Here is a 24435-nt window from a genome sequence, read left to right on the forward strand (position 1 = left end):
ATACCGCCTCCTGATAGGCCTTGCGCCGGCGCATCGCCCCCCGCGTGGTCGTCGCCCGGCGGGGCCCGGCCGCGGACAAACCCCCCCCCCCGCGGCCGGCCCCCCCCGCCCCCCCCCCCCCCCCCCCACCAAAACCAACCCCCCCCCCCCCCCCCCCCCGCCCCCCCCCCCCCCCCCCGGGGGAAGCGGGGAGGGGCAATCCTAGCGCGCCTCGGCGAGCAGGGCCGCCGCCTTGGCACCCGCCCAGTCCATCTCGCCCGACAGGCGCCAGACTTCCTTGCCGGCCGAATCATAGAGGATGGTGGTAGGCAGGTTGGCGTTCATGCCGAGGCTGAACGCCATGTCCGGATCGGTCCAGGGCTTGAGGTTCTTGAACCCCGCCTTGGCGAAATAGGGATCGACCAACTCGCGGCCCTTCATGTCCTGGCTCAAGGTGATCACCGGCAGCGCATCGCCCTTTTGCCCGGCGAGCGTGTCGAGCGTCGGCATCTCGGCGCGGCAGGGAATGCACCAGGTCGCCCAGAGGTTGACGAGCACCGGCTTGCCCTTGAACGCGGCCAGCGTGACCTTCTTGCCCGCCGGATCGACGAACGCGAAGTCCGGCGCGGCCTCGCCCTTGTGGCTGCGATCGAGCTGCCCCTTGTCGGCGACGGCAGCGGCCGGCGCCGCATCCGATGCCGCATTAGCCGCGGAGATAGTTTCGTTTGCTTGGCTTCCGGGCCCGGAGCGCTTATCGCACCCCGCGATCATCAGGGTGCCGAGCAGGAGAAGTGAGATAGCCGAGCGCAAGGACAGCTCCAATGCCATGTGGGGTGGGCGCTTCGCCGAAGGCCCGTCTGCAGTCATGCGCGAGATTAACGCATCCATTCCCTTCGACAAGCGGATGTGGCGCCAGGATCTGCGCGGGAGCCAGGCTCATGTGACCATGCTGGGTGCGCAGGGAATCGTCGCGGCCGAGGACGCAGCGGCGATCCACGCGGGCCTGAGCGAAGTCGCGGCCGATTTCGAAGCCGGGGGCGTGCCCGAGGACCTGGCGCTCGAAGACATCCACATGCTCGCCGAATCGCGGCTGGCGCAGAAGATCGGCCCGACCGCGGGCCGCCTGCACACCGCCCGCTCGCGCAACGACCAGGTGGCGACCGATTTCCGCCTGTGGGTGCGCGACGCGGTCGACCAGGCCGAGGCGGCACTGGGCGCGCTGCAGGATGCGCTGCTGGCGCGTGCGGAGGAACATGCCGACAGCGTGATGCCGGGCTTCACCCATCTCCAGGTCGCCCAGCCGGTGACGCTCGGCCATCATCTGATGGCCTATTTCGAGATGTTCGCGCGCGACCGCTCGCGGCTTCGCGATGCCCGTGCGCGCCTCAATCTCTGCCCGCTCGGCTCGGCGGCGCTGGCCGGCACCGGCTTCAACCTCGACCGCGAAGCGACGGCAAAGGCGCTCGGCTTTGACGGGCCGACGCGCAATTCGCTCGATTCGGTTTCCGACCGCGACTTCGCGATCGAGTATCTCACTGCCGCGTCACAGGCAGCGCTGCATCTCAGCCGCCTGGCCGAGGAGTTCGTGATCTGGGCAAGCCAGCCCTTCGGCTTCGTGTCGCTGAGCGATCAATGGTCGACCGGCAGCTCGATCATGCCGCAGAAGCGCAATCCCGACGCCGCCGAACTGGTGCGCGGGCACAGCGGCCGAATCACCGGCGCGCTCGTCTCGCTGATGATCACGATGAAGGGCCTGCCGCTCGCCTATTCGAAGGACATGCAGGACGACAAGCCGCCGGTGTTCGAGGCGCATGACCTGCTCGGCCTCAGCATCGCGGCGATGACCGGCATGGTGGAAAGTGCGACTTTCCGGCTCGACCGGATGCGCGCCGCCGCCGAGGCCGGTTTCTCGACCGCCACCGACCTGGCCGACTGGCTGGTGCGCGAAGGCGGCATCCCATTCCGCGAGGCACACCACATCACCGGACGCACGGTGGCGGCAGCGGAAGCGGCAAGCATCCGTCTCGATCAGCTATCGATCACCCAACTCAAGGAAATCGACGCACGGATCGATGAACGCGTATATGACGTTCTGAGCGTCGATGCCTCGGTATCGAGCCGGACGAGCTTTGGCGGCACTTCGCCGAAGCGCGTACGGGAAGCCATCGCGGCGGCGCGCAAGAGCCGCGAGGAGGAAGCGTGATGAAGCGACTGGTGCTGCTGACCCTGGCCCTGGTGGGCGGACTTGCCCTGGCGAGCTGCGGCAACCGTTCGGCGCTCAAACCCGCGGCGACGGCGTGGCTGCCGGCAGCGCCCTATGGCGCGACTGCGACGCCGTCGCCCGGAGACCTGCTTAACCCGCCCGTCCAGACGCGCCCGGCACGTAGCGACGACCTTATCCAGAGTTCGGACCAGCGGCGCAGCGACGCCTACGACCTGCCGCCGCGCTAAGCCCAATAGGAAGTTTTCCCGTGTCTCATTTCGAAGTGATCGGCGGCACCCTGCACGCCGAGAATGTTCCGCTCGCCCGCATCGCCGAAGCAATCGGCACCCCCGTCTATGTCTATTCGACCGAGGCCTTTCGCGAGGCCGCCCGCGCCTTCCGCAAGGGGCTGGAGCCGGTCGGTCGGCACCATGTCGCCTTCGCGGTGAAGGCCAATCCGAACCTCGCGGTGCTGCGCCTGCTCGCCAATGAGGGCTTCGGCGCCGATGTCGTCTCGGGCGGCGAGCTGTCGCGTGCGCTCGCGGCCGGCATCCCGGCGAAGGACGTGGTGTTCTCCGGCGTCGGCAAGACCCGCAAGGAGCTCCACCAGGCGCTCGACGCCGGGATCGGCCAGTTCAACCTCGAACTCGAGGAAGAAGGCGTCGTCCTTGCCGAGATCGCGCATGCCAAGGGCATGGTCGCGCCGGCGGCGCTGCGCGTGAACCCGGACGTCGATGCCGGCACGCACGAGAAGATCTCGACCGGCAAGGCCGAGAACAAGTTCGGCCTGCCGATCGACCAGGCCCCGGCGATCTTCGACCGTCTGGCCAAGCTGGAAGGCATCAACCTGCGCGGCGTCGCCGTGCATATCGGCAGCCAGCTGCTCAGCCTGGCGCCGCTGGAAGCCGCGTTCGAGCGCGTCGGCAAGCTCATCGCCGAGCTGCGCGCCGCCGGCCACACGATCACCCATGTCGACCTGGGCGGCGGCCTGGGCGTGGCCTACAAGCCGGAGGACGTGCCGCCGACCTCGGCAGCGTTCGGCGAGATGGTCGCGCGGGTGACGAAGGACTGGGATGTCGAGCTGATGTTCGAGCCCGGCCGCCACATCTCGGCCAATGCCGGCGTGCTGCTCACCGAAGTGCTGTGGGTGAAGCCGGGCGTGACCAATCCCTGGGTGGTGGTCGACGCGGCGATGAACGACCTGCAGCGCGTCGCGCTGTACGACGCCTATCATGGCTTTGCCTCGGTGACGCCGAGCGGCGAGACCATGGTCGCCAATGTCTGCGGCCCGGTGTGCGAGAGCAGCGACGTGTTCCTGAAGAATCGCGAGATCGACGCCCTGAAGAGCGGCGACCTGGCGGTGCTGCAGAGCGCCGGCGCCTATGGCGCGACCATGGCGAGCACCTACAACAGCCGCGCGCTGGTGCCCGAGGTGCTGGTGTCGGGGGAGCGATTCGAACTGGTCGCGGGGCGGATCACCGCCGAGACGATCATGGGCGAAGAACAGGTTCCGGACTGGCTGAAGTAAGATGACGCTGACCGCCCTGCCGATCTTCGTGAAGCTGGCAGGGCGGCCGGTGATCCTGATCGGCAGCGGCGAGGCGGCGGAGGCCAAGCGCCGGCTGCTCGAACGCGCGGGCGCCGAGATCGTCGACAAGGCGGCGCAGGCCTCGCTGGCGATCGTCGCGACGGACGAGCCCGAACCGATTGTCGCGCGGCTGCGTTCTCGCGGCGTGCTCGTGAACACCGTCGACCGCCCGGACCTGTGCGACTTCACCCTGCCCGCGATCGTCGAACGCGATCCGGTGCTGGTGGCGATCGGCACCGGCGGCGTCTCGGCCGGGCTCGCCGCGGCGCTGCGCCAGAAGCTGGAGGCCGAGCTTCCCGCCGACCTGGGCGAGACCGCAAAGGCGCTCCATGCGGCGCGCACGGAGCTGCGCGCACGCTTTCCCGACATCGCCGACCGCCGCCGCGCGATCGGCGCGGCGCTGGCGGAAGGACTCGGCAGCGACGTGGTTGCGCGCATGCGGGCGCCGGAAGATGCCCGGCTGGTGCGCATCACGCTTGCCTCGGACGACCCCGACGATCTGACATTGCGCCAGGCGCGCGCGCTTGCGCAGGCCGAGCGGGTGTACCATTTTCCCGGCGTGCCGACTGCCATCCTGAACCGCGCCCGCGCCGATGCGCCGCGCATCGCCTGCTCCACCCCACCCGAAGTGCCCGGCCCCGGGCTCTCGATCTGGCTGGAGCCCGGCGCATGAGCGGCTTTGCCTATATCGTCCATGACGGGAAGGTGGAGCAGCCCATCCTGAAGGAAGCGCTGGGCAAGGATGCCGCGCTGAGCTGGATCCATCTCAATACCAATGACGAGCGCGCCCAGCTCTGGCTGAGCGGCGAGGCCAAGCTCGCCCAGCCGGTGATCGAAGCGCTGACCGCGATGGAGACGCGCCCGCGCTGCGACCTGTTCGGCCCGGCGGCGCTGATCAACCTGCGCGGCATGTCCTCCGACGCGCTCGACACCTCCGATCCGCTCGCCTCGATCCGGATGTACGCGCATGGCGGCTGCGTCTTCTCGGTCTCGCGCAAGCAGCTCAACGCGGTCCAGCCGGTGCGCAAGCTGGTCGAGGACGGCAAGGTCCTCGATCCGGGCGACCTGATCGCCGCGATCGCCCAGGCGATCACCGAGGAGCTGGACCCGATGGTCGCCGAGCTGGGCGATTCGCTCGACGATTGCGAGGAGCAGATCTCCCGCCACCGCGCCTTCGACCTGCGCCGGCTGGTCAACGAGACCCGGGTGAAGGCGATCGGGCTGCGCCGCTTTCTCTATCCGCAGCGCGCCGCGCTGGAGAAGCTCGCGGGCCTGCCGGTGGAATGGCTGGCCGAGGACGACCGGCTCCACCTCGCCGCCGCCGCCGACCGGGCCGCGCGCATGGCGGAAGAGCTGGAGAGCATCCGCGAGCGCGCCGCGCTGACGCACGAGACGCTGACCGACCTGCGTTCGGAACTGATCGACCAGCGCTCGCTGATGATCGCGGTAGTGGCGATGGTGTTCCTGCCGCTCACCTTCATCACCGGCCTGCTCGGCATGAACGTGGCCGGCATTCCCTGGGCGCATGAGCCTTGGGCGTTCTGGGGCGTGGTGGCGCTGTGCGTGGCGGTCGCGGTGCTGATCACCGGCTATTTCCTCCGCCGGCACTGGTTCGAACGCTAGGCGCTCAGGCGCGCTGGAGGCGATCCAGCTCTGCGCGGGCGGCGGCAAGCTCGCCGCGTGCCTCGCCCAGTTCGATCGCGCGCGCGGCGATGCGGGCATCGAGCGCCAGGTTCGACCGCTTGAGCTCTTCCATCCGGTCCGAACGCGCCATCGTGCGCTCGATACGGGCGGCCAGCTCCTCGAAGCTGTAGGGCTTGGCGAGATAATCGTCGGCGCCGGCCTGCAGCGCCTCGACCGCGCCGGCGGGATCGTCCTGGCTGGTGACGACGATCACCGGCAGGTCCGACGTGTCACGCGTGCCGCGGATCTCCTGCAGGACGTGCAGGCCGGAGACTTCGGGCATCACCCGATCGACCAGCACCATGTCGAAACCGCGTGCCGAGATCAGCTCGAGCGCCTGGGTGCCGCTGTCCGCCAGCACGACGAGATAGCCGAGCTGGCCGAGCCGATGCGCGAGGACATGCAGGTTGGTCCGGCTGTCGTCGACCGCCAGAATGGTGCGCGTGGCACGTCGGCGATTGCCAATGCCTTCCTGTGCCGAAGCCTCGTCCATGGCCGGCAGCATAGCGCTGCAACAATCACGAAACAGTTAAGCGGCGCGCAACCAGCCCGATCAGCGATCGAGGAAGCTGAAGATCTGGCCGACCATCACGTCCATCGGGCCGCTGCACTTGTCGAGCGCGTCGCCCGGCTCGATCGTGTTGATCGCCAGGCCCATCGGCGTCGGCCAGCCACGCAGCGCATGGGTGATGGTGCGGAGCGCCTGCAGCGTCGAGACCGCCGCCTGCCAGCCTGCCGCGGTGGCGATCAGGCCGACCGGCAGCCCGTCGAAATAGGGGCGATCGTCCTTGCTCATCGCCTCGACATAATCGAGCGCGGTCTTGACCAGGCCCGAAAGCGTGCCGTGATAGCCGGGCGAGCCGACGATCACCGCATCGGCCGAGCGCAGCGCCTCGAGATAGCGCATCACCGCCGGATTGCCCTCGACATTGCCCGGCTCGTAATGCGGAAAGGCGATCGCCTCGCCGGTGAGCAAGGTGGTGCGGGCGCCGCGCGCCTCGGCCTTGGCGAGCGTGGCCGCGAGCAGGCGTCCGGTGGCGGATTCGGGTCGCAGGGTGCCGCCCAATGCGACGATATGAGGTGCCGACATGGCTTCCCGCTAGCCCAAAGGCTCGGCAAGCGCCAGCGTGGACCTGAGGTGCGGGCTGCGGCTATGCATCGGCAGAATCGCGCATGGGGGAGCCAAATGGTCGCAGCAACGCACGGTCCGCTGGCGGGGCTGCGCATCGTCGAACTCGATATGCCGGGCACGGTGCTGTTCGCCGGCATGCTGCTTGCCGACCTGGGCTGCGACGTGATCCGGATCCGCCGGCCGGGCAGCGAAGGCAGCGCGGTGGCGGCGCCGCTCTATCGCGGGCGCTCGCAGGTGCTGCTCGACCTCAGCCAGGCGGCCGGGCGCGAGCAGGCGCTGTCGCTGATCGCCGAGGCGGACGGGGTGATCGAAGGCTATCGGCCGGGCGTCGCCGAGCAGATCGGGCTCGATCCGGCGCGCTGCCTCGCGCTCAATCCCCGGCTGGTCTATGCCCGCACCAGCGGCTGGGGCCGCGAGGGACCGCTTGCCGGCACGCCCGGCAACGACATCAACCACCTTGCCTTGTCCGGCGCGCTCCATGCGATCGGCCCGGCCGCCGCGCCGGTGCCGCCGCTCAACCTGATCGGCGAATATGCCGGCGGCGCGCTGTATCTCGCGCTCGGGCTGGTCTCCGGCATCCTCGCCGCCCAGGCCACCGGGCGCGGCCAGGTGATCGAGGCATCGCAGATCGACGGCGTGGCATCGATGATGTCGCTCTATTATGCGCTCCACGCCTCGGGCCGCTGGGTCGATGCCCGCACCGCCAACATGGTCGATGGCGGCGCGCCCTATTATCGCTGCTATGCCTGTGCCGATGGCCGCCATGTCGCGGTCGGTGCGCTCGAGCCCCAGGCCTTTCGCGCGTTGTGCGCCGGGCTGGGGATCGCGGCGGACCGGTTCGACCCATATGACCGCGCCGCCTGGCCGGCGCTGACCGAAGTCCTCGCCGCCGCCTTTGCTTCGCGGGGGCGCGACGAATGGGCGGCGCTGTTCGAGAGCGGCGATGGCTGCGTGACACCGGTGCTGTCGCTGACCGAGGCACCGCTCCATCCGCAGAACCGCGCGCGCGGCACCTTCGCGGCGCGGGACGGCGGCGTGCAGCCCGTGCCGACGCCGCGCTTCTCGGTGACGCCCGCCGAGGCACTGCCGCCGGTGGACGAAAGCGTGGAGGATGTGCTGGCGCGCTGGGGGGCGGCCTAGGACGGCCCGCATTCAGGATTCTGCGGTTAGGCTGGCGGTTCCCCGGCGTTCGCCGGGGAACTGAAAGGGTTGCGTATCGGAGCCCCTAGGCCGCCGGGCCGGTCTTCAGGCTGCTCCAGGCGCGGGCGATCTCGTCGAGGCTGTTCGCCGCGTCGCGGAACGGTGCGGGATCGGTGCCGACGGCGGCCTGCAGGATCTGGCCGCGCAGGCCGTGATAGAAGGTGGCGAGCGTCTTCGAGACATCGCCGCCCTTCTCGAAATCGAGCCCGGCCTCGAGCGCGAACAGGATCGCCGTCGCCCGCGCGACCCGCTCGCCGCGCACGGCATAATTGCCACGCTCGACCGCCCAGGCGGCGGTGCGCAGCGCGGCGACGCCTTCCTCGTAGAGCAGGCCGACCAGCGCGTGCGGATCGCCACCGGCGGCACGGCCGACGATGTCGATCTGGCGATAGGTTTCCGCGGGGTTGGCGGCGAGGGCCGAGGCGTAGCGCATCAGCTGCCGCTGCTGTTCCAGGCGGCGATCTGCTGCGTCAGGAAGCTCTGGGTCGACTTGTAGGCAGCGACCTTGGCATCCATCGCGGCGAATTGCTGCGTCATCCGATCGCGCATGTTGGCGGTGTCGGTGACGACCTTGTCCTGTTGCTCGGAGAGCTTGTCCATCTGCTTGGTGTAGGTCTTGTTGCTCGACGTGAGCCCCGTCTCCTTGCCCGGCGTGCTGCTGCCGATCGCGGTGGCGACCAGGCTGGACAGCGCCTTGCTGATCCCCGCGCCTTCCGCGAAGATCGCCTCGACATCGTCGGGATAGGTGGACAGCACCTTGGACAGGCGCGCGCTGTCGACCGAGAGCGTGCCGTCGCGATTGGTCTTCACGCCGATATCGGCGAGCTTGTGCGGCACATCGTCGGTGGCGCCCGGCACCAGCTCGGCGAGCGACAGGCTCTTGAGCTGGCGCAGCAGGTCCTTCGCCGCCGGATCGGTGCGCAAGGGGCCGGTGATCGGATCGGTGGCGTCCTGCACCGACTTCAGCACCTGGTTATAGGTGTCGACGAAGTTGGTGACCGCCTGGCTGATCGCCGCGGTGGGCGTGGCGGCGCCGATCGCCACCTTGGTGCCGACCTGCGCCGCGACGAGATCGAGCCGCGCGCCGGGGATCAGGCCCGAGATGCTGTTGGTCGGGTATTTCGCCTCGACGCCGTCCATCGCGACGCGAGCGTCCTGCGCGACCTGATTGACCGACGAACTCGCGCCGACGCCGACATTGAGCGCCGACAGGTCGCCGGTGCCGCTCAGCGTGAAGGCCTGCGACGCGCCGGTCGCGCTCTTCAGCACCAGCCGCGCGCCATTGTTGTCGCTGAGGATCGAGGCGGTGACACCCGCCTTCTTGGCGTTGATCGCGTCGGCGATGCCCTTGAGCGTCGAATTGCCCGAGCCGACCGTGATGTCGATCGAGGCAGCGGGACCCTGGGTGAAATCGGTCATCGCGCCGTCGGTGACGGTGGCGGTGCCGAAGCTGAGCGTGAGCGTGCCGGTGCCGATCGCCGTCGCGCTGCCGCCCGAGAAGAGCTGCGAGCTGGTCACCTGGCCCTGGGCGAGCTGGCGTACCTCGACGGTGGCGCTGAGCCCCGACAGGTCGGCGCCGGGCAGCCGGGTGATGTTGAGGATGCCGGTGTTCGAGCTGGTCGGCTGGGTCGACAGCGAGCCCGAGCCGGTCAGCGAAGTGAGCGCCGCCGAGAAGTCGCTTATATTGCTCTTGATCGTGCTGATCTGCGAAATCTGCGCGGTCAGCGCGTCATTCTTCTGGGTGAGCATCGCGTTCTTGTTGGTGAACGCGTTGGTGACCAGCGAATTGACCAGCGCGGTGATGTCGATCCCCGATCCCGTACCAAGGGTGGTGGCGATCGAAGGCGTCGGAGTCGCAGTGGTGGCCGTTGTCGTGGTCATGTCTACCTCTCCCCGGTAAACGGCCGGTGCCGCGCCGATTTTAGTGCGCGCGTGCCTGTTTGCGGCCGTTTTCGTCGAAAAGTGCGGTGTCGGGCACGGTGACCGGCGCCATCACCGCATTGGCCCGCTTGCTGAGCTGGAAGACGAAGGCGAGCACGGTGGCGACCGCCATGTAGAGATCGTCGCGGATCTCCTGGTTTTCCTTGCTGGTGTAATAGACGGCGCGGGCGAGCTGCGGGATTTCGAGGATCGGCACGTCGAGCTCGCCGGCGAGCTCGCGGATAGCCAGCGCGGTAGCGCCGCGGCCCTTGGCGACGAGCACCGGCACCTGGTCCTTGCCCTGTTCGTAGCGCAAGGCCACCGCGAAATGGGTCGGGTTGGTGATGACCACGTTTGCGGTGGCCACTGCCTTGCGGAAGCCGCCCTTGAGGATCTGGCGCTGGCGCTGGCGCTGGGCCGCCTTGGCCTCGGGCGAGCCTTCGCTCTCCTTGTGCTCGTCGCGGACTTCCTGCTTGGTCATGCGCAGCTTGGCCATGTGGCGCAGGATCTGGATCGGCAGGTCGACGCCGGCGATCAGCAGCAGTCCACCGGCCATGACGAAGAGCAGGGTGAGGAACTCGCCGCCCATCGCCCCGATCGCGCCGTGCAGGTCCGCCTCGACCAGGCCGAGCGAGCGGCGCGTCATCGACCAGAGCAGCCAGGTGCCGATGCTGCCGAGCAGCACGACCTTGAGCAGGCCCTTGCCGAGCTCGATCCAGCCATTGGGACCGAAGATCCGCGCAAGGCCGGAAGCCGGGTTGATCCGCGAGGCCTTGGGCGCGAACAGCTTGGAGTTCCAGCGGATGCCGGCCAGCCCGGCATGGCTGAGGATCGCGCCGATCACCGCGAGCAGCAGCAGCGCGAGCATCGGGGTGGCGAGCTTCCAGCCCGCCTCGGCGATCGGACGCCAGGGCTCGAAATCCTCGACGTCGGCAACCCCGAAGGTGAAGCTGCCGACCATCACTTCCTTGCAGGCGCGTACCAGCGAGGGGCCGAAGAACATCATCCAGCTGCAGCCGAGCAGCACGATCAGCGCGGTGCCGAAATCCTTCGAGCTGAGTATTTGCCCGTCGTCTATCGCCTTGCGCTTGCGCTTGGCTGTTGGGGCTTCTGTCTTTTCGCCGCCGGACTCCGACATCAGCCGAGCACCAGCTGCGGCATCATCGTGAGCGATTCGCGGACGATGACGACGAGGTAGTCCCCCATGGCAGGGAGCGCGAGCAGCATCGCGACGACGCCGAAGAGCAGGCTGGCGGGCAGCCCCACCGCGAACAGGTTGAGCGCCGGCGCGGCGCGGCTGAGCATGCCGACGATCAGGTTGAGGCAGAGCAGCAGGAAGCCGATCGGCAGCGAGAGCAGCAGCCCGGCGAGGAAGGTGTAGCCGCCGAACATCGCGATGCCGAGCAGCCGATCGGGTGCGATCCAGGCGCCGGGGGGCATGACGTCATAGCTGCGCACCACCAGCTCGACGAGGACGAGGTGCCCGTCCAGCGACAGGAAGATCAGGGTGAGCATCAGCGACAGGAAGGTGCCGATCGCCGGGGTAGCGTGGCCGCTATTGGGATCGACCGTGTTGGCGAAGCCCAGGCCCATCGACATGGAGATGACTTCGCTGGCCACCATCGGCGCGGAGAATGCGACCTGCAGGACAAAGCCCATCGCGAGCCCGGTCAGCGCTTCGGCGGCGATCGCGAGGAAAGTGGTGAGCGAGAAGATCTCGGCCGGCGGGGTGACGTGCGCGACGTTGAGCACGAGCACGCCGATCGCGCCGGTGAGCGCGATGCGCGCGGGCAGCGGGATCGCCATTGCGCTGAACACCGGCGCCGCGATGAAGGCCGCGCCGATCCGCACCATGGCGAACAGCAGGGCCCAGAGCTGCGGCTCGATAGAGAGGCCGAAGCCCATCAGCATGGCGGCGTTACTTCACCAGATCCGGAATGCGCTCGAAGATGCTGACGGTGAAATCGCCGAGCAGCCCGAGGATCATCGAGCCGAAGATGATCAGGCTGATGCCGACCACGATCAGCTTGGGCACGAAGGTGAGCGTCTGCTCCTGGATCGACGTTGCGGCCTGGACCATGCCGAGGACGAGGCCGGCGAGCAGCGCGGGCACCAGGATCGGGGTGGCGGCGAGCGCCAGCACCCACATCGCCTCGCGCCCGATGGTGAGGAAGTAATCGGCGTCCATCGTGCTAACTCACGAAGCTGGAGGCGAGCGAGCCCATCGTCAGCGCCCAGCCGTCGACCAGGACGAAGAGCAGCAGCTTGAAGGGCAGCGAGATGATCGTCGGCGACATCATCATCATGCCGAGCGCCATCAGCACGGTGGCGACGACGAGATCGATGACGATGAAGGGCAGGAAGATCAGGAAACCGATCTGGAAGGCAGTCTTGAGCTCCGAGGTGACGAAGGCCGGCAGCAGCACCGAGAAGGGCACGTCCTGCGGCTTGGCATAGGGACCGCTCTTGGCGAGCCCGGCGAACAGGGTGACGTCCTTGGTGCGGGTCTGCTTGATCATGAAGCCATGCAGCGCCTCGCCCGACTTGGAGATCATCTCGGTCGCGCCGATCTTGCCGGCGGAATAGGGCTGGATGGCAGTCGTGTTCATCGTGTTGAGCGTCGGCGCCATCACGAAGAAGCTGAGGAACATCGCCAGGCCGATCAGCACCTGGTTGGGCGGAGTCTGCTGGAGGCCCAGAGCCTGACGCAGGAGCGCCAGCACGATGATGATCCGGGTGAAGCTGGTCATCATCAGCAGGATGCCCGGCAGCACCGTGAGCAGGCCCATGATGATGAGGACCTGCAGCGACAGGCTGAGCGGGGCATTGCCGCCACCCAGATCGCCCAGCGCGCGATCGACCGCATCGCCCACGCCCGGAGTCGCCACCGGCGTCGGCACGGCCGGCGCCGCGCCCTGCGCGAAGGCCGGGAAGGCGAACAGCACCAGGAAGGCGAGGATGCCGATGAACAGCGCGGCGCGCCCGCCCATCGTGCGGGGGGCATGGACGATCGCGCGGGTCATTGCTGCTTGTCCACCAGGGTGACGCCGCTGCGGCTCACCGAGACGAGCAGCTTCTGGCCTTCGAACTCGATGACGGCGAGGCGCAGGCCCGGGGAGAGCATCATCGTCTCCTTGAGCTGCACCATCCGGGTCGTCTGGTTCTTGGGCAGGCGCGATTCGAGCTTGCGCCAGGCATAGAGGCAACCGACCAGCAGACCGCAGACGAGCGGCAGCAGCACGATCAGCTTGATGATGTACCAGGTCATGGGATCAACGCGCCGCGCGCTTGTCCGGGCTGACCAGCTCGGTCATCCGCACGCCGAACTTCTCGCCGACCGTGACCACTTCGCCGCGGCCGATCAACGTACCGTTGACGAACACGTCGAGCAGCTCATTGGCTTCGCGATCGAGCTCGATCACGCTGCTTTCGCCGAGCGCGAGCAGCTCGCGCAGGGTCAGCCGGGTCGAACCGATCTCGACGGTGAGCTTGACGTCGACATCCTGCAGCAGCCGGAAATTGGCGGCGACGGCAGTATCGACCTGAAGGGAGGCCGTCATGTCGTTCATTGGAAGTCCTCTGCGTTGAGCGGTTCGAGCGAAGTGAGGCGGACCGCGGCGCGGCCGTTGGCGGTGCCGACAAGGCCGGTGCCGAGGCGGCGCTTCGCCACCATCACCGGAACCTCGGGGCCGAAATCGATCGGGATGACGTCGCCTTCCTTGAGCTCGAGCAGGCGGCCGAGCGGCATGATCGGTTCGGCAAGGACCGAGCGCACGGGCAGCGTCACCGCCATCACCGCGCGGGTGAGGCCGGAACGCCATTCGGGCTCCACCTCGTCCTTGTTGCCGTGGACCTTGACCATCAGCGCGGCGCCATGCGGCTTCAAAGCGGCGACGGGATAGAGAATGTCGAAGAAATGCGGGCGGTCCTCGCCGGCCGCGAGGCCGAAGCGCGTGACCACCACCGGGTCGTCGGCGCCGAGATCGGGCGCGGCGGCGAGATTGGATGCGCCCTCGGCCCGGAAGGCGATGCGCGACAGCGGCTCCCAGGCCTTGTCGAGCAGCAGCGCGCTGGACTGGGCGAGCCGGGCAACCAGGGCTTCAGCCGCGGGCGTGAACTCATTCGGCAGCGGATTGGGTGCTTCACCGTCGCCGCCGAAGAATGCATCGAGCATCTCGAAGACCAGCCCGGCCTCGAGCACGAACTGGGCGCGGGCACGGGCATTGCCCATCACCATCGGCTGCCAGGCGGAAAGCATTCCGCCCCGCTCGGCCTTATAGTCGGCAAAGCGCTGGACGGAGAGCGGCTCTGCCCAGGCACGCAGGTCCTTGCGCAGCAGCCCTTCGAAACTGCCCTTCAGGGACTTGGCCAGGCGCGCGCTGAGATGCTGCAGCGTGACCAGGTCGCCGAACGGATTCAGGTTGGCCGTCCCCAGCACCGGCGCGTGTTCCGCGCTGGTCCGGGGGCGTTCCCGCCGATCGGCCGAGCCGTCTGGTGAAGGGCTGTTAACCATGCCCGTTCACTGAACGATGAAATTGGTAAAGTAGACGTTACTAACCCCGCCAAAACCTTCCTTTTCCTTCAAAACGCCGTTGATTGCCTTGGCCAGCCGGTCCTGGATGTGGCGCTTGCCCTCGGCCGTGAACACCTCGTCCTCGGTCGTCTCGCCCAGCGCCATCAGCACCGCCGAGCGAATCGCGATCTCATGCGTCTTGATGTTCTCGAGGACGCGCTCGTCATAGGGCGTCGACACCGCGATGCCGACCTGGACGAAATGGACGCTGTCCTGGAGGTTGGAGGTGAACTCCTTCTCCATCGGATAATAGCTCGACGCGTATTTGTCGCCGCCTTCGCCCTTGGGCGTCGGCTTGCCGCCATGGCCAGGGGCCTCGCCGCCCTCTTCACCGCCATGGCCGCCCTCGCCGCCTTCCTTCATCGAGGCGCGCTTCTCGTCGCTCTTGGGCACGAGATGCGGCTCGTCCTTCTCCTCGGCGTGCGCCGCAGCGCTGAACCAGCCCGCCTGCATGCCGTAGAAGGCCGCGCCACCGCCGCCGCCGAGCAGCACGACCGGCAGGCCGACGAGCAGCAGCAGGTTCTTCTTTTTCTTCTTCGGCGCCTCGGTGGCGCCCGCATCCTTGATATCGGCCATCATCTATCTCCGCGGGCCTCAGGCGACCCGTTCATCCTGACTGGTGGAAGAGGACGCCTCGCGCCGCTGACCGGGCAGCGGCGCCGAAGGCTGGTTGCGCTGGGGCTGCGCATCCTGGCGCTGGCCCTGATTCATCTGCGAGCTGGCGGTGTTCGTACCGGTGCCGCCGCCATTGGAGCCGGCCGCATTGGTATCGACGCTGGTCGAGCCGATACGGATGCCGCGCTCCTGCGCGATCTCGGCAAGCTTGGGCTGGGCGTCGGCGATCAGCTGGCGCGCCGACTGGGTATCGGTGCTGAACTGGACATGCAGCCCGGCATCGTCCTGGCGGATCGCGATATCGACCTTGCCGAGCCCTTCGGGCATCAGGCTGATCTTGGTCTCGCGGACGGGCGCGGCATCGCGCAGCGCCTCGATCCGATCGAGCATCTTCGCGGTCCATTCCTGATGCTGCGTGTCGAGCGGCGCATCCTGTGCCTGACCGGCGGCTGCAACGGCGAAAGTGGTCTGGGTACCGGTCGTCGGCGCGGCGAGCGTGGAAAGCGCGGATTGCGGATCGCCTGCGACGGTCGCACTGCCCTGCGTGCGCGGGCGATCGAAGGCGGCGAAGATCTGATCCGCGACCGACGGCGACGCGATAGCAGCGCCTTGCGCCTCAGCCGGTGTGACATCGGCGATCGACAGCTTCTGCGGCACCGCCGGCTTGTCGAGCGTGATCCGCACTACCGGCGCCTCTGCCGCGGCCTGGCGCAGCTCGCGCGGGGCCTGGGGCAGCGGAGCCTGGGATACCGGCCCGGCATCGGCGGCCGCGTCCGCAATCGTGGTCGTCACGGCAGTGGCCATGGCAGCTTCGACGGCGGGATCGACCGGCACGGCGCGCGCGGCTTGCACGGCGGGACCCGTAGCAGGTGAGGGCCCTGAAGCGACGACAGCGTCGGCTACGGGCTGGCGCGGCGCAGGCACGGCGGGACCCGCTTCGGCCACCGGCTTCGCTTGCGGCACCGCCGGCGCGGCGACCTGCGGGGCGGCCGCCTCGGCACTGGTCGCCTTTGTCGGCGCATCGACGGCCGGCATTTCCGGCAGCGCAACCTCGGCCCGGGCATGGCGCTTGCCGCCTCCCTCGACGGTGACCGCCGACGCGACCTCGGCCTGCGCCTCGGGTTCGACTGCCGGCGTGGCTGCGGTGGCGAACCAGGCGAAAGGCGGGGGTGGCGCGTCCTCGGCGCTCGCATCCTTGTCGCCGCCATCGGCCTCGGCGCCAGCCTGCTCCTCGCTGCGCCCCTCCAGGCCCAGCACGGCATCCGGCAATTCCTTGCCGCACTCGGCAACATCCTGCCGGCCGGGCACCAGGACCGCCGCTTCGCCCGGCTTGCCCTGGGGAGCGGCGACAGGCGCGGCGATCTTGGGCATCAGCGCTCCCAGGGCCAGCGCAAAGCCGCTCACATCCGCGGAAATCGCGGCATTCGGCTTGACGGGCCCTACGGTTACAGTGGGAAGCGCGGTGGCGAGCTGGATCAACTTCTGGTCCCCGTGAAACTGGTTCACGGAGTACTCAGCAAATATCGTGCCGATTTTTGCCCATGGGCGGAAGCTGCTCGAGCTCGCGCAATGCCTTGAGCGCGGCATCGGCTTCGGCACGGGTAATCAGCTTCTCGATGGCGTTCTGGTCGCGCCGCGCCTCACGCGTGGCGGCACGGGCCATTTCCAGGCTCTGCTCGGCGACTTCGACCCGCTTGTCGGCGGCAAAGGCGGACTGGTGGAGACGGTCGCGGAAATGCGCAGCGGCGGCGAGGCTCGACGCCGATTCGGAAGCGCTGGGCGCGGGCGCGACGTTCGCGGCGAGGTTAGCGATACGCTCGCGAAGCTTCGCTTCCTGATCGACCTTGGCGAGCGCACGAACCTCGTCGGCGCGCACCAGATCGAGCTGGAGCGTACGGACGCGGAGCAACCGGTCGAGCTTCTTGACCGACCTAGCCATGACCGAAGACGCCGACCAGCTCGGTCACGGCATCGGGCAGCGAGACGATCTCGTCGGATGCCTGGCGGATATATTCCATCACCGCCGGGTGGCAGGCGATCGCCGCGTCGATCTCGGGATCGGCGCCGGCGCGATAGGCACCCATCAGGACGAGGTCGCGATTCTCTTCATAGGTCGCGAGATGGCGGCGCAGCACGCGGGCGGCGGCGACATGATCTCTGGGCACGATATCGGTCATCACGCGGCTGACCGAGGGGCCGAGATCGATCGCGGGATAGACGCCGCGTTCGGCAAGCGCGCGGCTGAGCACGATATGGCCGTCGAGGATCGAGCGGGCCGAATCGACCACCGGATCATTGCCGTCATCACCATCCGCCAGCACCGTGTAGATCGCAGTGATCGATCCGCCGGTATGGACGTCGGTGCCGGCGCGCTCGATCAGGCTGGGCAGCATCGCGATGGCCGAGGGCGGATAGCCGCGCGCGGATGCCGGCTCGCCCAGCGCCAGGCCGATCTCGCGGCCGGCATGGGCGACGCGGGTGAGCGAATCCATGATAAGCAGCACCTTCTTGCCCTCGGCGCGGAACGCCTCGGCAATGGCAGTGGCGCGCAAGGCACCGCGAATGCGGAGCACCGGCGAATGATTGGCGGGCACCGCGACGACCACCGAGCGCGCACGGGCGGCGCCGGCGACCTTGGTCTCGAGGAAATCGGCGACTTCACGGCTACGCTCGCCGATCAGGCCGATGACGATCACGTCGGCCTGGGCGGCGCGGACCATCATGCCGAGCAGCACCGACTTGCCGACGCCCGAGCCGGCCATGATGCCGACGCGCTGGCCCTGGCCGATGGTGAGCAGCCCGTTGATCGCGCGCACCCCGACATCGAGCGGCTGGAGCACGCGGCCACGGTCCAGGGGCGACTGGAGCTTGCCGGCGAGCGGCCAGCTACCCGCGCCGCGGATCGGGCCGAGCCCGTCGATCGGCTTGCCCGAGCCATCGACGACACGACCGAGCATCGCCGCACCGACTTCCGCTTCGCCCGGCGCGCCGATCGGGCGGACCGGGGCGTTGGGGAGCAGGGCGGCGGGGCCACCAAGGTTCATCAGCAAGGTCTTGCCGGCGCGGAAGCCGATCACCTCGGCTTCGACCCGACTGTCGCCATCGCCGATCGCGCAGACCGTGCCGACGGGAAGCTGGAGGCCGACCGCCTCCATCAGCAGCCCGTCATAGGAGGACAGGCGTCCGGAGATGCGCGGGCGCGGGGCGAAATCGCTGCCGCCCAACCCCTGCAGATAGTCTTCGGCGAACAGGTTCAGCATGCGGGCGGAATCGGCACGCGGTCGATCGCCTGGGCGAGCTGTTCGAGCCACAGATCGGGGCCGTCCTCGACGATGGTCGAGGCGCTTTCGATGACGAAGCCGCCGCGCTGGACATGCGGATCGCCGACCGGGAAGACGCTGGCGGGCAGCTTGCCCTGGACGAAGGCGACATCGTCGGGATTCAGGCGAAGCAGCGCGGATTCGGCGCTGTCGGCGAGCAGGTCGACCGCGGCGTTGATCCGGGTGGCGAGGACATCGGGCGCGACGCCGACTTCGCCGACCAGCCTGGTGACCAGGTGGAGCACGGTCTGGCGGAGCTGGCCGGCCATGCGATCGCGATCGAAATGGGCACCGCTGGCGAGCGCGGCCGAGACCTGATCGAGCAAGGCCGTCTCGCGCGCGCGGACGGCATCGGCCTCTACCAGTGCGGCGGCATGGCCTTCCGCGAAACCGGCATCATGCGCGGCGGCGATCGGATCGATGAACGGGCCCGGCTCGACATGGTGCTGCGTGTCGGCGGCGAAGGGATCCCAGCCTTCGGTGGGATTGGCCTGGGGATTGGCGGGCGCGAAGTGGCGCGGCTGGGCCGGCGCTTCCTCGAACACACGGCGGCCGATCCGGTCGACCTCCGACGGCGCGAAGCCGACCCCGTCGCCAAAGGCGCGGGCCAGGACATGTTCGGCGGCGCGTATCCGCCCGGAAAAGCCCGGTGCGAACTCAGACATAGTCGTCGTCCCCGCCCTTTGACGGCATTTGCAGCGTGCCGTCCTTTACCAGGCCGCGCGCGATGGCGATCATCGCCTTCTGCGCATCGAGGACATCGGCCATCTTCATGGGCCCAAGCGATTCCATCTCGTCGCGGATGCCATCGGCGGCACGGCTCGACATGCAGCCCAGGAAGCGTTCGCGCACCTCTTCCTCGACGCCCTTGAGCGACTTGACCAGGATCGTGGTGTCGATGTTGCGGATGAGCGTCGACAGGTTCTTGTCGTCCAGCTCGAGCAGGTTGTCGAAGACGAACATCGCCTCCTCGATCGCACGGGCGACCTCGCGGTCGATCTTGGCGAGCTTGGGCATGACGCGCTGCTCGGTGATCTTGCGGGCGCCGGACAGGATCTTGGCCGCTTCGCGCGTGCCGCCGAGCTGGAGTCCGCCGCTCGACTTGCGGCCGCCCATGCCGGCACGGCCCTGGAGCATCGTCTTGAGGGTCTCGATCGCCTCGGGCGGGATCGGGCCGAGCTTCGCGATGCGGCGCAGGATCTGCGGCTGCGCGGCTTCGGGCAGATGCTCGAACACCTTGGCGGCGATATCGGGATCGAGATTGGCGAGCAGCACCGCGGCGATCTGCGGATGCTCGTTCTCGATCATCCCGGCGATCTCCTCGGGCTCGAACCAGTCGAGCCATTCGATCGAGGCCGCCTGGCTGGCTGGCATGACGCGGGCGAGCACGCCCGAGGCACGCTCGGGGCCGAGCGCCTTGTTCATGATGCTCTCGATCCGGGGCGCAGGATCGAAGGTGACGCCGGTGCGCTCGCGTGCCTTGAACACGAAATCGTCGAGGACGATCTCGACCTCGGCTTCGCTGACATCGGCGACGTTGAACATCGCCTTGCCGAGCGAACGCACCTCTTCCGGGTCCAGCTTCTGGAGGATGGCCGCAGCCTCCTCCTCGCCGACCAGCATCATCAGGACCGCGGCGCGCTCGACACCGTTGAAGCTGCGGATGGCGTTCATTGCGCGTCTGCCTTGATCATGTCGCGCACCGCCAGAGCGGCGCGGGCCGGATTGTCGCGCGTGAAGCCGCGGACCAGGCCGACGCGCTCGTCATAGCTGTTGCCGGCGCTTTCGAGCATGTCGATCGAGACCGGCGGGGCGCCCGGGCCGGCTTCCTCGCCGGACGGACCGCTCATCGACAGCGCCGGACGGTTGCCGGCGCCGGCAGGCTCCTCGCGCTTCTTGAGCAACGCCTTGGTGAGCGGGCGGACGCCGAGGAAGAGGACGAGCAGCGCGATTACCAGCGCAGTGGCGTTGCGCGCGGCGAGCGGAACCCAGGGCGCGTCATACCAGGCCGGCCCCTTGTCGGCGGCATCGGCAGTGGTGGTGAACTTGCGGCTGATCACGGTGACCTGATCGGCGCGGCCCTGATTATAGCCGACCGCAGCCTGGACCAGCTGGGTGACCTGCTGGATCTCGACCTGCGAGCGCGGCTTGCCCGATTCCTCGCGCAGCAGCACAGCGACCGAGAGGCGCTTGATGCCGCCCGGGGCCTGGCGGGTGACCGAGACCTGCTTGCCGGTCTCATAGGTGCGGGTGAAGCTATCGCTCTGCTTCTGCGGCGTCGCCTGGCTGGCGCCGGTGGCAGTGGTGGCACCGGGCGCGGCAGCGGCGCCGGGCGTCGGCTGGGCGTTGGGCGCGGTGATCGTGCTGGCGGGCGGCGGCGTGTTGGAGAGCGCGCCGGGAATGCCGCCGGGAGCCTGGCCATCCTTGGAGCCGGTCCAGGCGCCCTGCTCGGCGGCGAGGACGGCGCCTTCCTTGTCATAGCTTTCGCGGGTCGCCTGGTTCTCGTCCAGGTCGACATCCGCCTGGACTTCGGCGGTGAAGTTGCCTGCGCCGACCAGCGGGGTCAGCAGCTGGACGAGCTGCTCGCGATACTTGTCCTCAATGCGGCGCTGATAGTCGATGCGGGCGTCGCTGGCCGAATTGGCGTCGCCGCCCTTCTTCGAGAGCAGGGCACCCATCTGGTCGACGATGGTGACACCCTCCGGCGCCATGCCGGGGACCGACGAGGCGACGAGGTTGACGATCGCGCGGGTCTGCGCGTCGCCGAGCGCGCGGCCGGGTTGGAGCTTGAGGATCACCGAAGCGGTGGGCTGCGCCTTGTCGCGCACGAAGACGCTGGCCTCGGGGGTGGCGAGGTGGACGCGGGCCTCGGCGACCGAATCGATCTCCTCGATCGAGCGGGCGAGCTCGGTCTCGCGGGCCTGGCGCAGGCGCTCGCCCTCGACGGCGCGGGAAACGCCCATCGGGAGCTGGTCGAGGATCTGGTAGCCGCCAGGCGCTGCCTTGGGCAGGTTCTGGCTGGCGAGCAGCATCCGGGCCTTGTGGAAATCATCCTCGGCGACGGTGATCGAACCCGAGCTGTCGATGCTCGACTTGATGCTGGCGCCGTCGAGCGCAGTGGTGATCGCCGCCTTGTCGGCATCGGTCACGTTGGCGAACAGAATCCGCTGCGGCGGGGTCGAGACCAGCGACCAGGCGAGGAAGCCGGCGGCGACCAGGCCGATCAGGAAGATCAGCGGCATCGCGCGCTTCACGGCGGGCTGGGCGAGGATGCCGCGCATCTGGGCGAGCGGCGCGCCGAAACGGCCCGCGGAGGCAGGCAGGAGGGGCGCATCGGTGGAGGTGAGGGCGTTGCTCATGGATTACACCGGCATGCTCATGATGTCCTTGTAAGCGGACAGGAGTTTGTTGCGGACCTGCAGGGTCGCCTCGAAGCCGACCGAGGCTTGCTGGCGGGCGAGCATCACCTTGGCGATGTCCACGGTCTCGCCGCGTTCATAGGCCTCGGACAGTGCACCGGCCTGAGCCTGGGACTGGTTGACCTGCTTGAACGCCTCTTCCATCGACGAGGTGAAGCTGGTCGACTTGGTGCCCGAGGCGCCGGTGATCGTGCCGGCGGGCGTCTCGTTGGCCTTGGCGAGCGCGGCGTTGCGCTCGAGGATCTGGGCGCGGAGCGCCATGACCCGATCGACGCTCATCGCGCCGCCGCCGATACCGTCAACGCCGCTCATGCCGAAGCCCTCGCCTTACCGAAGTCGATGCTCTCGCCCTGCTCGCGCGCCTTGGCGAGGCGGTAGCGCAGGGTGCGCTCGGAGATGCCGAGCCGCTTCGCCGTCTCGATCCGGCTGCCGCCGCATTCGGCGAGCACGTCGCGGATCGCCGCGAATTCGTGGATCTGGACGATGTTCGACAGCGTGCCCGCAGTCTCGACCTCGATACGGCGCGCCACGGGGCGGTCGAAGATCAGGTGCTCGGGATCGATGGTGCGGCCGCCGCAGAGCAGCAGCGCGCGCTGGATGACATTCTCGAGCTCGCGGACATTGCCGGGCCAGTCATGGCCAAGAAGCGCGTCGAGCGCGGCGTTCGAGATCCACGGCATCGCGCCGCGGCCGCCGGCGTGGCGCACGACCATCGCGGCCGACAGCGCGGCGATGTCGCCGGGGCGATCGGCGAGCGCGCGGGTGGCGAGCGGGAAGACCGAGAGGCGATAGTACAAGTCGGCGCGGAAGCGGCCGGCGGTGACTTCGCCCTGCAGATCGCGGTTGGCGCAGGCGATGACGCGGACGTCGACCTTCTCCGGCATGGTCCCGCCGATCGGCACGACTTCGCGCTCCTGCAGCACGCGGAGCAGCTTGGCCTGAAGGTTAAGCGGCATCTCGGCGATCTCGTCGAGCAGCAGGGTGCCGCCATGCGCGGCGCGGAAGAAGCCCTGGCCGCCCGAGGAGGCACCGGTGAACGCGCCCTTCTGGTGGCCGAACAGCATCGCCTCGAGCATCGTCTCGGGCAGCGCCGCGCAGTTGATCGCCACGAACGGCCCGTCCTTGCGGGCGGAGTTGTGGTGGATCGCGCGGGCCAGCACTTCCTTGCCGGTGCCCGTCGGGCCGTTGATCAGCACGGTGATGTCGGATGCGGCGACGCGCTCGGCCAGCGCGAGCAGCGCTAGGCTCTCGGGATCGGCGGCGACGGGCTCGTGCGGGCCGCGCAGCAGCGCGGTCGCGAAGCCGGCACCGACCGCGGCGTCGTCCGAGGTATAGGAAAGGCGGGCGGGGTTGCCGTCGCCGAACGCGATCGCCTGGCGGCCTTCGTCGCCGAGGATCAGCGTGCGCGCGGCGGCCGGGGGCACTTCGCCTTCCGCCACCAGGAACAGGTCATGCGCGCTCGCGCGGCCGTCCTCGCCCGCGCCGATCGCAAAGCCCTGGGCCCGCAGCGACGAGACGAGCGCATATTTCTGGCGAAGCACGGCGGCCGACGGAAGGATGGATCGCATTGTTACCCCCTGAGACACATCCCCTTTTGAGACTAATCTGGTTAACGACGCGTAAAATTGCCCATTTCGAGACCGCTTTGGTCCGGGCGCGTCTACGCGTGCGCACGTAGAGCCGAAATTTTTCGCTTAAGCCGGGCGAAAGCCGGCCGTTCCTTGCCTTGGCGGCTCCGAGCTCCCGTTCAGGGGGGTACGCGGGAAGCCGACGAGCATGGAGTAACGAACATGACTGTTATCGCGACCAACACCGCGGCGCTGCGCGCCGCCAATGCTTCGAGCGGCGCCAACAAGGCGCTGAGCACTGCCATGGAGCGCCTGTCGACCGGCAAGCGCATCAACAGCGCGAAGGACGACGCCGCCGGCCTGGCGATCGCCAACACCATGACCGCGTCGATCCGCGGCATGAACCAGGGCATCCGCAACGCCAATGACGGCATCTCGATGGCGCAGACCGCAGAAGGCGCTCTGAGCGAAGTCACCAACATGCTGCAGCGTATCCGCGAGCTGGCCGTCCAGTCGGCTTCGGGCACCTATTCGGACGACGACCGCAGCAACCTGCAGACCGAAGTGACCGCGCTCACCACGCAGATCACCAACATCCTGAGCAACACCACCTTCAACGGCGTCGCCCTGTTCGACGGCACTGCGGGTGATTCGGGCTCGGTCACCATCCAGGCCGGCGCCAACGCCGCCGACAAGGTGACCCTGGACTTCAGCGACATCGACCTCGACGACGCCGTCGCGGTCGACATCTCGGACGCGGACGGTGCGGAAGACGCGCAGACCACGATCGACGACGCTCTGAAGACCGTGAACACCGCCCGCGCCAGCCTCGGCGCCGGCCAGAGCCAGCTCGAGTCGGTGGTGAACAACCTGCAGTCGAACGTGGCGAACCTTAGCGACGCCCGCAGCCGGATCGAGGACACCGACTTCTCGACCGAAACCGCGGCGCTCGCCAAGGCACAGATCCTCTCGCAGGCTTCGACGGCGATGCTCGCCCAGGCGAACCAGAGCCAGCAGACGGTTCTTTCGCTTCTCCGATAAGCGCGTGCCGGTCGGGGTGTCACCCCCCTGACAGGCGCCGCGGCCGGTCACCCCTTGCCATACCAAGGGGGCGCATGGGGAACCCCGGTGGTCGCGTACCACCGGGGTTTTTCTTTGCGCATGTTCCCGTGCGCTCCACGCGGACCGGAATGTCGAGATGGATCGGCCGGTTCCCGGCGAAGGCCGGGGCCCAG

The 24435-nt window shown here is 68.5% G+C and carries 28 protein-coding genes; 7 read left to right on the top strand and 21 right to left on the bottom strand.

Going from position 1 to position 24435, the window contains the following annotated elements:
• Positions 1-201: 201 nt before the first annotated feature.
• Complete coding sequence (locus AAHM44_RS13190; protein WP_342250259.1) at positions 202-789, bottom strand: TlpA family protein disulfide reductase; 588 nt, start codon at positions 787-789, stop codon at positions 202-204.
• A gap of 16 nt (positions 790-805) precedes the next feature.
• Here AAHM44_RS13190 and argH point away from each other — a divergent pair, with 16 nt between their 5' ends.
• The 5 genes from argH to AAHM44_RS13215 are packed head-to-tail and all read left to right on the top strand — an operon-like array spanning position 806 to position 5393.
• Positions 806-2182 carry an argininosuccinate lyase gene (argH, locus tag AAHM44_RS13195; RefSeq protein ID WP_342250260.1) on the top strand — a complete coding sequence of 459 codons (1377 nt, stop codon included), beginning with the start codon at positions 806-808 and terminating at the stop codon, positions 2180-2182.
• Positions 2182-2430, top strand: a complete 249-nt coding sequence (locus tag AAHM44_RS13200) for a hypothetical protein (RefSeq protein ID WP_342250261.1) — start codon at positions 2182-2184, stop codon at positions 2428-2430. The genes argH and AAHM44_RS13200 overlap by 1 nt, the downstream gene beginning before the upstream one ends.
• 20 nt (positions 2431-2450) lie before the next feature.
• A complete protein-coding gene (gene lysA / locus AAHM44_RS13205) occupies positions 2451-3710 on the top strand; it encodes a diaminopimelate decarboxylase (protein ID WP_342250262.1) in 1260 nt (419 codons plus the stop codon).
• A 1-nt stretch (position 3711) separates the two neighbouring features.
• Entirely contained in the window at positions 3712-4443 is a 732-nt protein-coding gene (locus AAHM44_RS13210; protein WP_342250263.1) for a precorrin-2 dehydrogenase/sirohydrochlorin ferrochelatase family protein, read from the top strand.
• Positions 4440-5393, top strand: coding sequence for a CorA family divalent cation transporter (locus tag AAHM44_RS13215; RefSeq protein ID WP_184162991.1), 954 nt, complete (start codon positions 4440-4442; stop codon positions 5391-5393). Before AAHM44_RS13210 ends, AAHM44_RS13215 begins: the two co-directional genes overlap by 4 nt.
• A gap of 4 nt (positions 5394-5397) precedes the next feature.
• Here the strand turns inward: AAHM44_RS13215 and AAHM44_RS13220 are convergent, their stop codons facing one another.
• Positions 5398-5958, bottom strand: a complete 561-nt coding sequence (locus tag AAHM44_RS13220) for a response regulator transcription factor (RefSeq protein ID WP_342250264.1) — start codon at positions 5956-5958, stop codon at positions 5398-5400.
• Positions 5959-6006: 48 nt separating this feature from the next.
• Positions 6007-6543, bottom strand: coding sequence for an NADPH-dependent FMN reductase (locus AAHM44_RS13225; protein WP_342250265.1), 537 nt, complete (start codon positions 6541-6543; stop codon positions 6007-6009).
• A gap of 96 nt (positions 6544-6639) precedes the next feature.
• Between AAHM44_RS13225 and AAHM44_RS13230 the strand changes: the two genes are divergently transcribed.
• Entirely contained in the window at positions 6640-7725 is a 1086-nt protein-coding gene (locus AAHM44_RS13230) for a CaiB/BaiF CoA transferase family protein (RefSeq protein WP_342250266.1), read from the top strand.
• 85 nt (positions 7726-7810) lie between these two features.
• Here AAHM44_RS13230 and AAHM44_RS13235 read toward each other — a convergent pair whose 3' ends face one another.
• From AAHM44_RS13235 to AAHM44_RS13320, 18 genes are all read right to left on the bottom strand, one after another.
• Positions 7811-8218, bottom strand: coding sequence for a flagellar export chaperone FliS (locus AAHM44_RS13235; protein WP_269576538.1), 408 nt, complete (start codon positions 8216-8218; stop codon positions 7811-7813).
• Positions 8218-9666 (bottom strand): flagellar filament capping protein FliD, encoded by a 1449-nt coding sequence (gene fliD / locus AAHM44_RS13240; RefSeq protein ID WP_269573422.1) that lies wholly within the window; start codon positions 9664-9666, stop codon positions 8218-8220. The genes AAHM44_RS13235 and fliD overlap by 1 nt, the downstream gene beginning before the upstream one ends.
• A gap of 40 nt (positions 9667-9706) precedes the next feature.
• Positions 9707-10843 carry a flagellar type III secretion system protein FlhB gene (gene flhB, locus AAHM44_RS13245; protein WP_342250267.1) on the bottom strand — a complete coding sequence of 379 codons (1137 nt, stop codon included), beginning with the start codon at positions 10841-10843 and terminating at the stop codon, positions 9707-9709.
• A complete protein-coding gene (gene fliR, locus AAHM44_RS13250; protein ID WP_342250268.1) occupies positions 10843-11616 on the bottom strand; it encodes a flagellar biosynthetic protein FliR in 774 nt (257 codons plus the stop codon). The genes flhB and fliR overlap by 1 nt, the downstream gene beginning before the upstream one ends.
• A gap of 7 nt (positions 11617-11623) precedes the next feature.
• Positions 11624-11893 (bottom strand): flagellar biosynthesis protein FliQ, encoded by a 270-nt coding sequence (fliQ, locus tag AAHM44_RS13255; protein ID WP_269573420.1) that lies wholly within the window; start codon positions 11891-11893, stop codon positions 11624-11626.
• A 4-nt stretch (positions 11894-11897) separates the two neighbouring features.
• Positions 11898-12728, bottom strand: a complete 831-nt coding sequence (gene fliP, locus AAHM44_RS13260) for a flagellar type III secretion system pore protein FliP (protein WP_446745987.1) — start codon at positions 12726-12728, stop codon at positions 11898-11900.
• A complete protein-coding gene (locus tag AAHM44_RS13265; RefSeq protein WP_184163017.1) occupies positions 12725-12973 on the bottom strand; it encodes a flagellar biosynthetic protein FliO in 249 nt (82 codons plus the stop codon). The genes fliP and AAHM44_RS13265 overlap by 4 nt, the downstream gene beginning before the upstream one ends.
• Positions 12974-12977: 4 nt before the next feature.
• Positions 12978-13274, bottom strand: coding sequence for a flagellar motor switch protein FliN (gene fliN / locus AAHM44_RS13270; RefSeq protein ID WP_184163020.1), 297 nt, complete (start codon positions 13272-13274; stop codon positions 12978-12980).
• Positions 13271-14143, bottom strand: a complete 873-nt coding sequence (locus AAHM44_RS13275) for a flagellar motor switch protein FliM (protein WP_269573419.1) — start codon at positions 14141-14143, stop codon at positions 13271-13273. Before AAHM44_RS13275 ends, fliN begins: the two co-directional genes overlap by 4 nt.
• Positions 14144-14224: 81 nt before the next feature.
• On the bottom strand, positions 14225-14854 hold the full coding sequence (locus AAHM44_RS13280; RefSeq protein WP_269573418.1) for a flagellar basal body-associated FliL family protein: 630 nt from the start codon (positions 14852-14854) through the stop codon (positions 14225-14227).
• Positions 14855-14872: 18 nt separating this feature from the next.
• A complete protein-coding gene (locus tag AAHM44_RS13285) occupies positions 14873-16399 on the bottom strand; it encodes a flagellar hook-length control protein FliK (protein ID WP_342250269.1) in 1527 nt (508 codons plus the stop codon).
• Between the two features lie 7 nt (positions 16400-16406).
• On the bottom strand, positions 16407-16832 hold the full coding sequence (locus tag AAHM44_RS13290) for a hypothetical protein (RefSeq protein WP_269573416.1): 426 nt from the start codon (positions 16830-16832) through the stop codon (positions 16407-16409).
• On the bottom strand, positions 16825-18153 hold the full coding sequence (locus tag AAHM44_RS13295) for a FliI/YscN family ATPase (RefSeq protein ID WP_269573415.1): 1329 nt from the start codon (positions 18151-18153) through the stop codon (positions 16825-16827). The genes AAHM44_RS13290 and AAHM44_RS13295 overlap by 8 nt, the downstream gene beginning before the upstream one ends.
• Complete coding sequence (locus AAHM44_RS13300; RefSeq protein ID WP_269573414.1) at positions 18147-18878, bottom strand: FliH/SctL family protein; 732 nt, start codon at positions 18876-18878, stop codon at positions 18147-18149. The genes AAHM44_RS13295 and AAHM44_RS13300 overlap by 7 nt, the downstream gene beginning before the upstream one ends.
• Positions 18871-19887 carry a flagellar motor switch protein FliG gene (gene fliG / locus AAHM44_RS13305; protein ID WP_184163042.1) on the bottom strand — a complete coding sequence of 339 codons (1017 nt, stop codon included), beginning with the start codon at positions 19885-19887 and terminating at the stop codon, positions 18871-18873. Before fliG ends, AAHM44_RS13300 begins: the two co-directional genes overlap by 8 nt.
• Positions 19884-21572 carry a flagellar basal-body MS-ring/collar protein FliF gene (fliF, locus tag AAHM44_RS13310; protein WP_342250270.1) on the bottom strand — a complete coding sequence of 563 codons (1689 nt, stop codon included), beginning with the start codon at positions 21570-21572 and terminating at the stop codon, positions 19884-19886. Before fliF ends, fliG begins: the two co-directional genes overlap by 4 nt.
• 3 nt (positions 21573-21575) lie before the next feature.
• Positions 21576-21944, bottom strand: a complete 369-nt coding sequence (gene fliE / locus AAHM44_RS13315; RefSeq protein ID WP_184163048.1) for a flagellar hook-basal body complex protein FliE — start codon at positions 21942-21944, stop codon at positions 21576-21578.
• Positions 21941-23200 (bottom strand): sigma-54 interaction domain-containing protein, encoded by a 1260-nt coding sequence (locus AAHM44_RS13320; RefSeq protein WP_269573412.1) that lies wholly within the window; start codon positions 23198-23200, stop codon positions 21941-21943. Before AAHM44_RS13320 ends, fliE begins: the two co-directional genes overlap by 4 nt.
• Before the next feature lie 222 nt (positions 23201-23422).
• Between AAHM44_RS13320 and AAHM44_RS13325 the strand changes: the two genes are divergently transcribed.
• Complete coding sequence (locus tag AAHM44_RS13325; RefSeq protein ID WP_269573411.1) at positions 23423-24241, top strand: flagellin N-terminal helical domain-containing protein; 819 nt, start codon at positions 23423-23425, stop codon at positions 24239-24241.
• Positions 24242-24435 lie beyond the last annotated feature (194 nt).

Origin of the sequence: Sphingomonas sp. OTU376 (assembly GCF_038440415.1) — a bacterium.
In the GTDB taxonomy this organism is placed as follows: Bacteria; Pseudomonadota; Alphaproteobacteria; order Sphingomonadales; family Sphingomonadaceae; genus Sphingomonas; species Sphingomonas kyeonggiensis_A.

Coding starts and splice junctions, on each gene's coding strand:
- argH (WP_342250260.1), top strand. CDS start 806: ATGTGGGGTGGGCGCTTCGCCGAAGGCCCGTCTGCAGTCATGCGCGAG.
- AAHM44_RS13200 (WP_342250261.1), top strand. CDS start 2,182: ATGAAGCGACTGGTGCTGCTGACCCTGGCCCTGGTGGGCGGACTTGCC.
- AAHM44_RS13210 (WP_342250263.1), top strand. CDS start 3,712: ATGACGCTGACCGCCCTGCCGATCTTCGTGAAGCTGGCAGGGCGGCCG.
- AAHM44_RS13215 (WP_184162991.1), top strand. CDS start 4,440: ATGAGCGGCTTTGCCTATATCGTCCATGACGGGAAGGTGGAGCAGCCC.
- AAHM44_RS13220 (WP_342250264.1), bottom strand. CDS start 5,958: ATGCTGCCGGCCATGGACGAGGCTTCGGCACAGGAAGGCATTGGCAAT.
- AAHM44_RS13225 (WP_342250265.1), bottom strand. CDS start 6,543: ATGTCGGCACCTCATATCGTCGCATTGGGCGGCACCCTGCGACCCGAA.
- AAHM44_RS13230 (WP_342250266.1), top strand. CDS start 6,640: ATGGTCGCAGCAACGCACGGTCCGCTGGCGGGGCTGCGCATCGTCGAA.
- AAHM44_RS13235 (WP_269576538.1), bottom strand. CDS start 8,218: ATGCGCTACGCCTCGGCCCTCGCCGCCAACCCCGCGGAAACCTATCGC.
- fliD (WP_269573422.1), bottom strand. CDS start 9,666: ATGACCACGACAACGGCCACCACTGCGACTCCGACGCCTTCGATCGCC.
- flhB (WP_342250267.1), bottom strand. CDS start 10,843: ATGTCGGAGTCCGGCGGCGAAAAGACAGAAGCCCCAACAGCCAAGCGC.
- fliR (WP_342250268.1), bottom strand. CDS start 11,616: ATGCTGATGGGCTTCGGCCTCTCTATCGAGCCGCAGCTCTGGGCCCTG.
- fliQ (WP_269573420.1), bottom strand. CDS start 11,893: ATGGACGCCGATTACTTCCTCACCATCGGGCGCGAGGCGATGTGGGTG.
- fliP (WP_446745987.1), bottom strand. CDS start 12,728: ATGACCCGCGCGATCGTCCATGCCCCCCGCACGATGGGCGGGCGCGCC.
- AAHM44_RS13265 (WP_184163017.1), bottom strand. CDS start 12,973: ATGACCTGGTACATCATCAAGCTGATCGTGCTGCTGCCGCTCGTCTGC.
- fliN (WP_184163020.1), bottom strand. CDS start 13,274: ATGAACGACATGACGGCCTCCCTTCAGGTCGATACTGCCGTCGCCGCC.
- AAHM44_RS13280 (WP_269573418.1), bottom strand. CDS start 14,854: ATGGCCGATATCAAGGATGCGGGCGCCACCGAGGCGCCGAAGAAGAAA.
- AAHM44_RS13290 (WP_269573416.1), bottom strand. CDS start 16,832: ATGGCTAGGTCGGTCAAGAAGCTCGACCGGTTGCTCCGCGTCCGTACG.
- AAHM44_RS13295 (WP_269573415.1), bottom strand. CDS start 18,153: ATGCTGAACCTGTTCGCCGAAGACTATCTGCAGGGGTTGGGCGGCAGC.
- AAHM44_RS13300 (WP_269573414.1), bottom strand. CDS start 18,878: ATGTCTGAGTTCGCACCGGGCTTTTCCGGGCGGATACGCGCCGCCGAA.
- fliG (WP_184163042.1), bottom strand. CDS start 19,887: ATGAACGCCATCCGCAGCTTCAACGGTGTCGAGCGCGCCGCGGTCCTG.
- fliF (WP_342250270.1), bottom strand. CDS start 21,572: ATGAGCAACGCCCTCACCTCCACCGATGCGCCCCTCCTGCCTGCCTCC.
- fliE (WP_184163048.1), bottom strand. CDS start 21,944: ATGAGCGGCGTTGACGGTATCGGCGGCGGCGCGATGAGCGTCGATCGG.
- AAHM44_RS13320 (WP_269573412.1), bottom strand. CDS start 23,200: ATGCGATCCATCCTTCCGTCGGCCGCCGTGCTTCGCCAGAAATATGCG.
- AAHM44_RS13325 (WP_269573411.1), top strand. CDS start 23,423: ATGACTGTTATCGCGACCAACACCGCGGCGCTGCGCGCCGCCAATGCT.